Origin of the sequence: Corynebacterium matruchotii (genome assembly GCF_011612265.2) — a bacterium.
GTDB classification, from domain to species: domain Bacteria; phylum Actinomycetota; class Actinomycetes; order Mycobacteriales; family Mycobacteriaceae; genus Corynebacterium; species Corynebacterium matruchotii.
Window position 1 is genome coordinate 2,755,545 of the sequence record NZ_CP050134.2, and the last position, 13,621, is coordinate 2,769,165.

General features: G+C 56.2%; 10 protein-coding genes. 6 read left to right on the forward strand and 4 right to left on the reverse strand.

What is annotated here, in order from left to right; all coding sequences use genetic code 11:
• Positions 1-1,765: 1,765 nt before the first annotated feature.
• The 5 genes from HBA49_RS12300 to HBA49_RS12320 all read left to right on the forward strand — a co-directional run bounded on the left by HBA49_RS12300 (position 1,766) and on the right by HBA49_RS12320 (position 10,035).
• On the forward strand, positions 1,766-3,133 hold the full coding sequence (locus tag HBA49_RS12300; protein ID WP_005526773.1) for a hypothetical protein: 1,368 nt from the start codon (positions 1,766-1,768) through the stop codon (positions 3,131-3,133).
• The gene (gene pelF / locus HBA49_RS12305; protein WP_225866073.1) at positions 3,130-6,750 is read left to right on the forward strand and encodes a GT4 family glycosyltransferase PelF; all 3,621 of its coding nucleotides are present in this window, start codon (positions 3,130-3,132) and stop codon (positions 6,748-6,750) included. The genes HBA49_RS12300 and pelF overlap by 4 nt, the downstream gene beginning before the upstream one ends.
• Positions 6,751-6,928: 178 nt before the next feature.
• Positions 6,929-8,188: a putative glycoside hydrolase gene (locus HBA49_RS12310; protein WP_005526728.1), complete on the forward strand. Its 1,260-nt coding sequence runs from the start codon at positions 6,929-6,931 to the stop codon at positions 8,186-8,188.
• 115 nt (positions 8,189-8,303) lie between these two features.
• Positions 8,304-9,236: an oxygen-dependent tRNA uridine(34) hydroxylase TrhO gene (gene trhO, locus HBA49_RS12315; protein ID WP_040432138.1), complete on the forward strand. Its 933-nt coding sequence runs from the start codon at positions 8,304-8,306 to the stop codon at positions 9,234-9,236.
• A 64-nt stretch (positions 9,237-9,300) separates the two neighbouring features.
• Complete coding sequence (locus tag HBA49_RS12320) at positions 9,301-10,035, forward strand: aldose epimerase family protein (RefSeq protein ID WP_225866072.1); 735 nt, start codon at positions 9,301-9,303, stop codon at positions 10,033-10,035.
• On the opposite strand, the gene HBA49_RS12325 is transcribed toward HBA49_RS12320, so the two are convergent.
• The 4 genes from HBA49_RS12325 to HBA49_RS12340 all read right to left on the reverse strand — a co-directional run bounded on the left by HBA49_RS12325 (position 10,032) and on the right by HBA49_RS12340 (position 12,924).
• Positions 10,032-11,081 (reverse strand): zinc-binding dehydrogenase, encoded by a 1,050-nt coding sequence (locus HBA49_RS12325; RefSeq protein WP_005526724.1) that lies wholly within the window; start codon positions 11,079-11,081, stop codon positions 10,032-10,034. The genes HBA49_RS12320 and HBA49_RS12325 overlap by 4 nt on opposite strands.
• Before the next feature lie 67 nt (positions 11,082-11,148).
• Positions 11,149-11,628: a hypothetical protein gene (locus tag HBA49_RS12330; protein ID WP_005526901.1), complete on the reverse strand. Its 480-nt coding sequence runs from the start codon at positions 11,626-11,628 to the stop codon at positions 11,149-11,151.
• Between the two features lie 9 nt (positions 11,629-11,637).
• Complete coding sequence (locus tag HBA49_RS12335; RefSeq protein ID WP_040432134.1) at positions 11,638-12,303, reverse strand: SDR family oxidoreductase; 666 nt, start codon at positions 12,301-12,303, stop codon at positions 11,638-11,640.
• A gap of 102 nt (positions 12,304-12,405) precedes the next feature.
• Positions 12,406-12,924, reverse strand: coding sequence for a MarR family winged helix-turn-helix transcriptional regulator (locus tag HBA49_RS12340; protein WP_005526817.1), 519 nt, complete (start codon positions 12,922-12,924; stop codon positions 12,406-12,408).
• 217 nt (positions 12,925-13,141) lie between these two features.
• Between HBA49_RS12340 and HBA49_RS12345 the strand changes: the two genes are divergently transcribed.
• On the forward strand, positions 13,142-13,519 hold the full coding sequence (locus HBA49_RS12345) for a DUF5318 family protein (protein ID WP_005519142.1): 378 nt from the start codon (positions 13,142-13,144) through the stop codon (positions 13,517-13,519).
• The last annotated feature ends 102 nt before the right edge of the window (positions 13,520-13,621 follow it).

The window sequence follows — 13,621 nt, forward strand, 5'->3', positions numbered from 1 at the left end:
CCCATTCCCCGTCCAAAGCATGTCTACTAGTGGAGCCGCGTTGCTTTCTCATGCTGCAGGGAGATCCTCGGGGCCGGCCCCAGCACCTTAGCGGCCGCAAACTCCAGCTCAGCACTTGTGCGGCACCAAGCTTGCCTGTAGCTGTTCTTCTAAGCTGCGAAACCCTCCTGTGGCAAGCTTGGGGGCTTACGTTTCGACAGAAACGCAGCTTAGAACAATTACTAACAGTACTGCTTTCGTGTATCCACGAGGCTGCATGAATGCTAAGCGGGGTTTCCACCTGAAACTGATGCCTTTGGGTGCTCCTTGAACTGGAAACCCCGCTTATCAGAAGTGCTGAGCTAGACTTCGGATTCCCTCCCCATGCTTCTCTTGTTGTTACGTATATCTGCTACCCTGAACTCAAGCTTAGTACTGGTGCAGCTGGCCTTGTAGCGCAATCTCTAAGCTGTAAAACCCTCCCGATTGAGCTTGGGCGCCTTGGGTTTTGGCGGAAGTGGAGCTTAGAACATGCACTACCCGTTTCTCCCTGGGGCTGCAAGAGTTCTAAGCGGGGTTTCTCCCAATGGGCTGGCGCGCTCCAGGCGAAACACAGGACCTAAACCAGAAACCCCGCTTAGATAATATGCAGCCCTACTACTTCACGCTGCCCAAATTCAAGCTCAGCATCCGTGCAGCCGACTATGTAGCACTACGCCTAAGCTGTAAAACCCTCCCAGCTGAGCTTGGCCGTCTTGGGTTTTGCCAGAAATGCAGCTTAGAACGCTTACTACTCGTGTTTTCTCGTGGCTGCAATTGTTCTAAGCGGGGTTTCTGGCTGAAACTGGTACTCGTAGGTGGCCCCGAAACCAGAAACCCCGTTTAGCAGAAGTGCTGAGCTTGACTTTGGGTTTTTGCCTGTTGCTACTCCTGCTGGTATGCACACCTGCTACCCGGAACTACAGCTCAGCACTAGTGCAGCCAATGCCGTAGCACAATATCTAAGCTGCAAAACCCTCCCAGAGACGCTTCAAAAGCACCACGTTTTGACAGAAACGCAGCTTAGAACACCTGCTATCCGCGTCGCCCCACCACAGCCTGGAGTTGCAAGAGTTCTAAGCGGGATTTCTCCCAATAGGCTGGCGCGCCCCATCCGAAACAAGGCGCCTAAACCGGAAACCCCGCTTAGATAATATGCAGCCCTACTACTTCACGGGTGCTAAGCGGGGTTTCTGTCGTGGGCAGTGCCGTTGGGCGGATCCTATAGCAGATTCCCTGCTCAGGAAGCATGTAGCATTGTGATATGGCCGTGTCAGCCTCCACATATACAAGGCATATCTGGCACATTTGGTACATCTGGGGCGTTCGGCATGTGGCAAATATGCGGTCGCGGTGGGCGCAGGGGATGGGGTTTGCGTGCGGGAGGGCGTCGTCAAGCAAGGAGGGAAGGAGGGGGAGGGCGGGTACCCCAATAAACTTCCTGTTCAGAATGGGTTATGGGGGTGCTGCGGGGGTGTGGCGCGAATTGGGGAATGCCCTCGCACCGTGCTCGTATAAACCATGACTTATGGATGGCATGTCATCGTGGGGGCAAGAAAAAGTAATAAATACCAGTATTATGCCTACCCCTAGGTGGGTCGCAGTGGGTGTTTCGAACAGCCACTATTAAACTTAGGCAGTAACTGCATAGCTTAAGAACTCACAGAATCGGAGTTGATATAGAAACATCCGGTTCGCGTTGCGTGCTTGACCACAAGCAGTTGCTTTGTCGAACAAGGAGAAATTCGTGTCCAGTAAGCGCCCCACAACCCGCAGCTTGCCGCTAATCGTGTATTTGGTCATTGCAGTGGCCGCATTGATCGGTACCGGCGCCGGGTGGGCTTGGTATGTCACCTACCCACCTGAGCGAATGGTGGCACTCATTGTCGGTATCGTTGCCGTTGTAGTGGTGGCGGCGGCGCTTTTAGCGAATCGGCGTGCCTGGCAGATCATCATGAATCTAGCCCCCACGGCCTTACTGCTTGCAATATTGCCCTTTGTGACCAAGCAACTTGGTGCGCAAACCACCATTGTGGTGCTTGTGGCCATCACCACGCCATGGTTGGTTGGTACCGCAATGCTGCCGGCGTTTCGGCCGGTGGCTAGGCTGTCCGGCACGGATAAACAGGCCAAGCAGGATTTTGTTCGGGAATTCTGCCGCGGCTGGCTGCTCATGCTGGTCTTCACGCTCATCCCGGTGGGGATTTTTTCGCTTCTCCTTCTTATCTGTGGTTGGTCCGCCGGCAACGTTGGCCTCTATATTGCCGGCGTCATGAGTAATGTGTTTTTCCTGCATTGCCTCATACCCACCATGGAGATCCGCAAGGAAGCGGTCGTGGCCGGCTGGGTTGCCTACGGGGCGGTGTTCTTCTTCCTCCCCGGATTCTGGTACCTTGCCCCTCTCGCCGGCGCGGTGCTGCAAATCCCCTTCCTTGGGAAGGGCCTGCTTGGTTTATTCCGGGCTCCCGCCATGGATCTGCAAAGTATGCTGGCCAAGGCTGTGTATGGGGTGCTCATTGGTGGGGTGCTGTGGATGGATAAATTCTTGGTTCTGGTGCTCACGCCGAACGAGGAAAACCTTTGGCTGGCATACACCGCCATTATTCCCGTCACGGTGACGCTCGCGGTGTGTAACGCCACGAAGTTCCCGGACTTGCAGCACAGTTTTGACCAGCTAGTGGATGATGTGGCCCACCGGCCGTTGTCGCAATTGGGGAGCGATATTTCAAATTCTCGGGGGAACCTGGCCTATTTGGTGGCTAGCACTATTGCGGTCAGCACGTCTGCAAGTTTAGGCTCGTTGCTCATGGGTGGTGTTTTTGGCATTCAACATGGGTACACCAGTTTGTTGCTGTTCTTGTTGCCGGCCACATTGGTGGCGGCATATGTCAGTATGGCGCAGTTAAGTCAGGTGCGGCGGCACGTGAACGCGGCGGTTGGTGCTGGCGGCTATTTGGTATTGGTGACGGTGGCGTTCGCATTCCTGTCACCATTGGTGGGTTTGGTTATGGCGTTGTTGGTTTCGTCGGTTGTGGCTATGTTAGCGGCGGTCCGAGTGGAGCGCAGCGTGGTTGATGCACCATATGAACTCTTCTGGCAAAAGGCGGTGGCATGATGCCCAATAATGAAAACGATAAAGACACATCGAGCTTGCCGACGGACGTATCGCGGGATGCGTCAAAACTCAATCATCCCAAGCCGGCAAGCCGACCAACCACACCTAAATCGGCTATTAAAGGCAGTGGGCAGCTGCGGAAGGAACCCTTATTCCCCTCCCGCACCGACATGCCCACCCCTCCCAAGGTGGCCGATGAGCCGGAGAAGCCTCGCACTCCGCTGTTCCCATCGTGGCATTCGGAAAAGTCGGAAAAATCCGATCCCGAGCCGCCACGTACCCCCCTATTTCCGTCATGGCATAACGAGCGGCCCCCCACACGTCCCATGGAGACGGCCAAGCCATCCGAACCTTTGTTCCCGTCCCGATCATCGTCAACAAATCCGAATCGGCATTTGGCAAATGACTCTGACGTAGAGAAGCCCAAGACTCCGCTGTTCCCATCGTCAAATTCGAAACCACGATCATCTGGTGACGACCCCGACATCCCGGACAAGCCGCTGTTCCCGTCTACCGGCGGTTTTCGGCAGTCGAAGACCCAGTCGCACGATCCGATATCCATTTTCAGTGGGTTCACGATGATGGATAATCCCACACCGCCACCGGTACAGAAACCCAAGCCACCGAAGCCGACGTCCCGACCGAAACCCGAAACGTCGAAGCAGGATCGACCCGCATCTATTTTCGATGATTTCAAGTTCATTAAGCCGAAGTCCGAACCGGATTCCGAGCCGGAGCCTGCCCCAAAGGCTGAAGCTCCTCAGGTGCAGCCCGAGGCTCCCGTGGCGCCGAAGCCCCCCAAGGCGGCTGAGACTCCCACTGTGGCGGAGCCGGAGCCCACCGTGGACGTCACACCGGAACCCGAGCCGGCACCTGCAACACCCGAGCAATCGGCCCCACCGGTATCCAAGACCCCGGCGTCCCCACCGCAGGCGGCATCGACACCAATCGTGCCAACCGCACCATCTACGCCGGACGTTTCGGACGTGGACGTGCCTGATGCACCTGAAACATCGGATGCGCCGGACACGTTGGAAGTGTCCGATACATCGGATTCCGCAACCATCAAGCCGGAATTACCCAAACACGAGCAGGCATCATCCATGCTCGGCAGCTTTGATTTCGTCAAAGCCCCCGAACCGGAATCCCGGCCTACGGAACCTGACGAGTCACCAGTGCCAATTGTGTCGGCGGAACCGCCGGCGGCCGAAGCACCTGAGTCTGAAGCAACGGGAGTAACTGAAGCTGCCGAACCAACCGAGGCGGTGGAAGTGCCGGAAGACCCGGAAACCACCGGCATTGGGGAAGAACTGCCCACATCAAGCATATGGACTGATGGTTTCAGCTCACTGAAACCCATTACCCCCTTGCCGCCCACCATCACTAATTTCGATGATGACGATGACTTCGACTACACCCCACTCTTTAACGAGTTGGGGGCCCAAGTGGCGGCGTCGAAGGCCGAGTCGGCGGCGAAACCTGAACCCGAGCCGGAACCTGAACCCGAACCTGAGCCGGAAGAGCCGGAGGCATCCGACGAGTTGGGGGTCATAAAGCCGCTCATCATTGGACACCAGGCGGATCTGAAACCATCCACTAACCCGTTTTCCGCAATAGTGCGGCAACCCCTGGCGTCGCCGGAGCCCGAGCCCGAAGCCATACAGGACCCCACATTGGGGGTAGCAGGGGTCTCAGAATCAGTGACACAGGTAACACCAACTGTGCCAACCTCGCCAACTGCGTCGACTGTGCCGGAGGCACCGGAAGTTCCGGCAGCCCCAGAATCTTCGACGCCACCGGAGGCAGCGCCGGCGCCCGCCAGGATCCCTACGGCTGTCACCACCCCCGCGCCCGCCGTCCCTGAGGCTCCGCCGGTAAAGCCGTCGAAGGCGCGGAAACCTGTGGACGTCGACAAGCTCAAAGCCGAATTGAGCGAGTGGGGCGCTTGGGCGTCCATGCCACAGCTGGGGTCAAAGAAACCGCAGGACAAGAAGAAATCCAAGGTGGGCGGGCCATCATTGGTGTACCGCTTTCCAGGCGACAGTCAGGTGTTACAGGAGGTCGATATTGCGGTTGTGATGGAATCCACATATCCGTTTACGGCGGGTGATACGGCGGTATCGGTGCAGAACATTATTCGGCACAATCCGGACCTCACATTCGGCGTTATCCACATCGCAGATAATTCGAACGCACCTGCGAAAAGCATGTTTGAGCTTCCCGCAAATGTGAAGTGGGTTGACGTGATTTATCTCGAATCGACGGAAGTCTCGGAAAAATTTTCCGGCCTAGTATCGTCACCGGTGACCGATGAGCAAGTCCGAGAAGTGCTTGACGCTATTGAATCATCGGTGACCGGCAACCATGAACCGATGCATGCGTTGTACGAGAACGCCATCAATCCGCAAACCCGCACATGGTCGGCGTGGGGCGCGCTTGGGCATCGGGAATTCATGAACGCCGCAATTAAAGCCGCAGGTAAAGCCGATGATATTAGCCTCAGTCAGCTCTTCGACCTCGCCTATAATTTCTTCTTGCGGATCTATACGCTACTCGATCGGGTGCTGCCTACTGCGCGGGTGTATCACGCGCATTCCAGTGGCAATGCCGGCCTCGTGGCCGCGGCAGGTGCGGTGCAGAACAAGGGCAAATTCTTCCTCACCGAGCACAACCTGAATATTCGTGACTCCATTAACAAACTATTGAGCCGGGATCTCAACCGGCGGGTTACTAGTGAAGCACCACTAAAGCTAACCACAGATACGTTCGAACGCTTCTGGACCCAGTGGTGGCTCGAACTTGGGGCATTAAACTATGCAGAAGCAGAGTTGATTACTTACCTGTATCCGCAGGCTGTTACCGATGCCCAAGAGCTAGGCGGCGCCCAGGAGAAAGCGGAAGTTCTTCCTGACGGTATTGAGTGGGAAGACCTGGAGATTCCCCGCATTTGGCGGCAGCAGGCAGTGCCGAAGCTGGAGCGCAAAATCAGTTGGAAACTCGCAGTTGTGGGAGATTTCCAGCCGAGCAAGGGCATCATCGAGCTCATTGATGCGGTCAAATTGATGGTGGATGGTGGGAAAACCGATGTGCGCGTCGACCTGCTCAAGCCCGCCGACGGCAGCACCACCGACGAACCGGAATATTATTCGCGTTGTGTTGCTCACATTAAGCAATTGTCGGTAGAAAACTATGTGCGGTTGCGTGATGTGAAAGACGCCCGCGACGTGATGCACGAATACGATGCACTGGTAGTGCCCAGTTTCCAGGAGAGCCAACCCCATGCGGCACTCGTGGCCATGACCATGGGTGTGCCAATTATTGGCTCCAGTGTGGGCGGCATGAACGCTCTAGTCACCGAAGAATTATCGGATGCGCAGCATAAGAAGATTGGTGCAAGTGGGGAATTAGTTCCCCCCGGTGATTCAGCGGCTCTTGCTACACTTATGGCAAAGCTTACGCAAAGCCCAGAACTTTATCGTGCATGGCATGAAAATGCCCTCGCTCGCATCAAGGCTTTTTACCTTTTGCCACAGGTTATGCGTCGCTATAACGCGATCTATCGCAATCTTGGGGCAGGGAAACACAAAGTAATTGGTGGCATGGCGATGGTGCCGTGATGATGCTGCGGTTGTACATGGTGCCGCGGAAACGTTATTGATTGTGCAATGGCTTTGTTGAAAACAATGCTGGGGCACAATCATGACGGAATTCTGATGTATCGTGTGCTGTTCGTGGCGGTTCTGGTGGCTTATGGCAGTGAGCGTATAACCACATTCGTACCAGCTACTAGAGGAGGTGGCTGACATCTCTACGCCTGAAGATTCACCCATTAATTCCACATCAGAAGACCCGTTCGAAGTCGCATCTACTGAGGCAGACGCTGCGCCTGCTGATGCCGCATCAGCCGAGGTTGGGGGCACCGAATCGGTGAACTCCGCCGAGGCTCCCGAAGCCGCTGCGGCCCCCAAGGTCAACCTTGCTGAAGCCATTGATGCTGTGCCGTTCCCCGAGTTCAGCCGTGCCGCATCGGCGACCGGCGAGTCAGAGACAACCCCGGCGGAATCCGGGGAACCATTAAAACCGCATCCCCGGCTTTCCTGGGTTCGGCATGGGCATCCGATATCGTCGTGGCAGTTGAAAAAGGCCGCAGGCAGGTACCATGTTGCGATTCTGAACCCGTGGGAGCTTCGCGCCGCCCACAATCTTAAAAAGCACAACCCGCACATGAAGGTGCTGGCCTATAAGAATCTCAGCTCGGTGCCCACCGCCGCGGCCGAAGAAAAAGGCCCGATTTACACCTCCGGCATACATCCAGTCATGGCCCAGAACCTGGGCACGAGCGCCCGGCTGACCCGGCGCGTTTCGCACAAGGGTCGTGACCACCAGCGGGTGTGGGATCTCACCTACCAGCAGGCTTGGTTGGGTGGTGTTGCCGCGGAGATGGTCGATAGCCCGTTCGACGGGGTGGTGGTTGATTCTGATCTTGATGAAAGGTTTTTCCGCCACGAATTGGACAGAGAACAAATGTATGAGGGCATAGAAAAGCTGTTCAATCGGGCTGGTGACCGGTTGACTTCCATGGGGAAGATAGTTGTGCCGAATTTCCCGGCTCGGGATGGTAATTGGCGGGGTCAGGGCCGCTTCGGTGGTGTGTTCGAATCCAATTGGTTGGGTTGGGGCGGCGCCGGCGATGGGTGGTTGAGCGCCGATGAGTGCGTGGAGCAGGCCCGTCGTTTGAATGAGGCCGAGGGGCAGATTATTCTCCGGGCCCCAGGCGCGAACCGTAACTATATTCGCCATTTGGGGTTGGCGTTGGCGGCGGCGTGGGTGTTTTTCCCGCAGCGTGAGGTATCGGTTGCGGCGACGGGCGCCGATGATTTCAATGGTGTGCCGTTGGTTCCCGAGGTTGATCTTGGTGATCCCACCTCGGATGTGATTCGTGACGGGGATTTGTTCCGCCGCGAGTTTACCGGTGGTGTCGCCAGGATAAATTTGAGTGAAACCACATCTATTGATGGGTTGCGTCCGCATTCCGGCAGCGTGGAGGCTTCGTAGTGAGCCTGTTGGTGCTTGCCGCCTAGGCGCGTGTTACCTCCCCGGACTTTTTGGGTTCGGGGAGGTTTTTGTGGGTTTTGGGGTGCCGTGTTGTTGGCTACTAGGCTGGGAAGGCATGAGCCTTGGCAAGATTCTCCTGTTTTATAAGTTCACCCCTATTGCGGATCCGCAGGCGATGCGGTTGTGGCAGCGTGACCTGTGTGAGCTGCTTGGTCTTACCGGCCGGATTTTGATTTCGGAGCATGGTATTAACGGCACCTTGGGGGGTGACATGGAGGATTGTAAGCGGTATGTGCGGAAGTTTCGGGAGTATCCGGGGTTTAAGGACACGGAGTTTAAGTGGTCGGCTGGTGGGGCCGATGATTTTCCGAAGTTGTCGGTGAAGGTTCGGGATGAGATTGTGGCGTTTGGGGCGCCGCAGGAGCTGCGGGTGGATGAGCATGGTGTTGTTGGTGGGGGCGTGCATTTGAAGCCGGAGGAGGTGAACCAGTTGGTTGCGGATCGCGGCGATGATGTGGTGTTTTTTGATGGGCGGAATGCGATGGAGGCCCAGATCGGTAAGTTTAAGAATGCGGTGGTGCCGGATGTGCGGACGACGCATGATTTTATTCGGGAGTTGGAGTCCGGCAAATATGATTGGATGAAGGATCGGCCGGTGGTGTCGTATTGCACTGGGGGGATTCGGTGCGAGATTTTGTCGGCGCTGATGAAAAATCGTGGGTTTACCGAGGTGTATCAGATTGATGGGGGGATTGTGCGCTATGGGGAGAAGTATGGGAACCATGGTTTGTGGGAGGGGTCGTTGTATGTGTTTGACAAGCGCATGCATATGGAGTTTGGGTTAGGCACGAAGGACCCGGGGTTTGTGCAGTTGGGGCATTGTAAGTGCGGTAAGCCGACTAATAAGTTTGAGCATTGTGTGAATGAGGATAATTGTCGGGATTTGGTGCTGATGTGTGAAGATTGTTACGCGAACCCGGCGACGCGGCATTGTGGTCGGGAGGAGTGCGCCGAAGTTGCTGCTCAGGTGGCTGCTGTGGCGGGTTAGTGTTTGGTGAGGTATTGACCACCTTCGTCCCATGGGGTGGGGTTTTGATGGAAAAATGTCAACCATGGCATCAAAACTTTTAGCGCATGGCGCGCATGTGACTAGCGTCGATAATAAGCTTGGCGAATTATTGTGGTTGAGCCCGGTTGCGAAACTTGATGGGCCGGGGGCGATTCGTGGCGGTGTGCCGATTATTGGGCCGTGGTTTGCGGCGCTCACCGGCCAGGAGCCGAAGCATGGGTGGGCCCGGGTGTCGCAGTGGCAGCTTATCGACGACGCTACCGCACGGATCACGAAGGATGGTCTGGAACTTCAGGTGGTTGTGGTGAATCATGCGACTGGGTTCACCATGACGTATAGTGCCCGGAATGTGGGTGATGAGCCTAGGAAGATCCAGTTGGCGTTTCACCCGTATTTCCGGGTTGCCGATGTGGAGAAGGTGACGGTGTCTGGGGTGGATGGCGCCGATGTGTATGACGCGGTCACGAAGACGCACGTGACCCAGCAGGGGGATTTGACGTTTACGGCTGGTGAGTATGATCGCATTACCCGGGGTGGGGATTATGAGTATGTGATTTCCGACCCGGGGTTACGGCGTCGCATTATTGTGAGTTCGTCGGCGGCGGATAGTGTGGTGGTGTGGAACCCGGGCGAGAACACTATTGCCGATATTGGTGACGAGTGGCGGCATTTTGTGTGTGTGGAGCCGGCACTGTTGGGTGAGGATTATCAGGGGGTGGTAGTTGAGCCCGGGGGGAATCGTACGATTTCGTTGACGGTGCAGGCGGAAGCGTTTTAGGGGGTGAGCATGGCCTTGAGGGCGGTGCGGGAGTCCATTGCCTGGTAGGCGTCGGCTACTTGTTCGAGCGGCAGGGTGAGGTCGAAGACCTTGCCCGGGTTGATTTTGCCGGAGAGCACGTCGGCGATCCCTGCTTCGAGGTAGTTGCGGACTGGTGCGGGGCCGCCGGCCAGGCGGGCGTTTTTGCCGAAGAGGGAGCCGAATCCGATGGGTGCTTCTTCGTATTGGGGAACCCCAACCCGGGAGATGATGCCGCCGGGGCGGACCACGCCTACCGCTTGGTCGTAGGCGGGCATGTGGCCTACGGCTTCGAGTACCACGTGAGAGCCGTAGCCGCCGGTGAGGTCCATGACTTGGGCGATGCCGGCTTCGCCACGTTCGGCCACCACGTCGGTGGCCCCGAATTCGCGGCCCAGGTCGGTGCGGTCTTTGTGCCGGCCCATGAGGATGATGCGTTCGGCGCCGAGGGATTTGGCGGCGAGTACCGCGGAGAGGCCGACGGCGCCGTCGCCGATGACGGTGACGATTTTGCCGGGTGTGACTTCGCCCATGTGGGCGGCGTGGTAGCCGGTGAGGTAGACGTCGGAAAGCGTGAGCAGGGAGGCGAGCAGTTCGTCGTTGGCGGTGTCGGGGTTGATGCCGGGGACTTTCACCATGGAGCCGTCGGCGAGGGGGATGCGGGCGTATTGGGCCTGGAGTCCGCCGGGGTCGGGTTGGCCGTAGAAGCCGCCGTGGATGCAGGAGGTTTGCATGCCTTCTTGGCAGTAGACGCAGGTGTTGTCTTGGTAGGCGAAGGGGACGATGACGAAGTCGCCGGGGTGGACGGTGGTGACGTCGCTGCCTACTTCTTCCACGACAGCAATGAGTTCGTGACCCATGGGGTTGCCGGCATCGTTGCGGGGCATGTTGTGGTAGGGGTGCAGGTCGGAGCCGCACACGCAGGCGCGGACCGTGCGCACGATGGCGTCGGTGGGGTGTTTGATGGTGGGTTCGGGAACGTCGGCGATGCGCACATCACCGGCACCGAACATGAGTGTGGCTTTCATTGGTGGACCTTTCATTGATAAGAAAGCACACCATGCTACCACAAGCCAATAATGTAGGTTTCACCTATTAATGATGCATCAGGGCCATTTGGAACGTCGTAGTCATCCACAACATGGCAAAGGGGATGACAAACCAAAACGTGCCCATCCACGGCCGCCACCTGGTATACGACACTAATTTGCGATACATCATAATCGCCGTGCCGAACATACTAGCGATAGGAATCATGCTGGTGGCAAACGGCCACCAAATCTCCGCCTGCCGCGAACAAAACCACGTGGCCGTCCCCGCCTCGCAATACTCCCCACCCTGCATCCGAGCCACCACCGCCAAGAACCCGGCAACCAGCAACGTCACCACCGGCGTGAGTACCGCCCACAATATAGCCTGACGAGTGGAACGCCGATTCGCCTGCGCCACCACCAGCGGGTCCGGAGCATCCGCCAACTCATCAAAATCACGCGGCACCGGCCGCATCATATTGGTGAAATCGGCATCGGTAATAAGGTCATTCTCTGGGTGATCGAGATACGATTGATTCAACATGGGATCCCTTTACAACAACGGGGGCAAGGCAGGGCGAACAACAACATCAGTAAGGCTTGCATCACGTGGCGTCTCTAGCACATCCCCCACAACCCGGGCAATGGTATTCGGATCAAGATACTCATCCGGGATATACGGCAACCCCTCCTGGGCCCGAATCGCCCGCTGCATATCCGTAGCAATCCGACCGGGAAAAACACTGGTCACCCGAATCTCCGGCTCCTCGGCCCGCAACGCATCACACCACCCCCGCGCCGCATGCTTGCTGGCACTATAAGCACTCCAACCGGCCGCAGCCTGCCTGCCCGCCCCCGAATTGAGATACACCATCGTCCCCCGCGCAGCCCGCAACGCCGGCAAGAACCGTTGCGTCAACTCCACCGGCGCCAAATAATTCACCGCCATATGCTGCGCCGCAACCTCCCGCGACTGGCCCCGCCCAACGCTCGCAATCCCAGCACAATGCACCAGCGCATCAAGCTTGTCGACGCCCGGGGCGGCGTCGTCAAGCGGAACCAAAAAATCCGCCTGCCACCATGTCAACCGCGAATGCTGGAGATCGGCTGGGGCAGTACGGTAATGGGCAAATACTCGATAGCCCCGATCGAGCAATAACCTTGTGACCGACAGGCCCACGCCACGGCTAGCACCGGTGACAATTGCGTGGGGGATCATACCCGAATTATAGCGATCAACAAGGGAAAATAGAATCAAACTAAAGTATCAAAAAAGCGCCATTGGGTAAACCTATATACCCTGGCGCTTGCGGAAACGTCACTAGTTATTGTCGAGAGTGCCGTCCAAAATCGCTTGAACATTGGAGCGGCGAGATGCCTTTTCGAACGCTTTAAGTGCTTCTTCGGTGTCATAGGCTTCTGATAGTTCATTGATCAAATTGGCCAGTTTGGTGATGTCGCCCAGCTTCTCCTCTGGTAAAGCTGCCAGCATATTTGCTAGGTAGGCGGTGCGTTCATTACCAACCCGCTCCAACTCAGACTTACCAAACGGCGTCAACTGCACCTTGACACCACGACGGTCAGTCTCCTCCCGAATCCGCTCAATCATGCCGCGGTCCTCTAACTGGTGCAAAGCATTCGATGCCGTAGGCATACGAATCCCCTCAGCCTTAGCGATCTGGCTGATGCGCGCCGGGCCCTCATTATCGAGCCGGCTCAAAATCGTTAATTGCGGACCCGTGAGATCGGACGTTTCCGCTAGTCGGAAATATAATACGTACAACTTAGTTAGGGCGGGCCGAATCCGTGCCGCCAACTCTCGATGTGCTTGTGATGTCATGAAACACATTCTATCGGTTTGTCAACAAACCTACCGCCCGAGATGCCGGAAACCCCGAAAAACTTTGATTTTATGATTGATTCCAAGGTATTTTATAAACCTTTAATAGGCTGCATTATTACAGTAATGTCAGAAGAATCTTTGGTTCAGATGGGGGTAATTTTCCCTTTTGTGGTAAAGATTAGGAGTATGCATCAATGACGCTACACTGTATGGGGTGGTGGAATTTCAAGGCCAAATTTCACATCGGTTTGCCCGGGCTAAAACCCTCGCCGCTTGGCGGGCTAACAAGGTGAAACAAGATACTATTTGCGATGCTGATTCCTTGCTTCTAGCTGCGGCTAAGTTTCATGGAGTTCCGGCATCCACTCCCTGTCCTATCTGTAACAAAACCAACCTTCGAGAGGTGCTGTGGGTCTATGGCGACGAATTAAAACGAGCGGCGGGCAGTGCTCGATCACTTACAGAAATTGAACAATTTGCAGCCGCCGGATTAACCTTTACCGTCCACCGAGTCGAGGTGTGCACGAACTGCAAATGGAATTATTTACTCATGACTGCAATTGCAGCTCCTTCTTATAAAAGTGATACTTAACACATAAAGCCCCTGAGTGGTGATTATGCTAACACACGGGGTTAAAACCATCTCGAACGGGAGTGTGACCACGCTAGAGAACATACTAAAGTCATAGGTTAA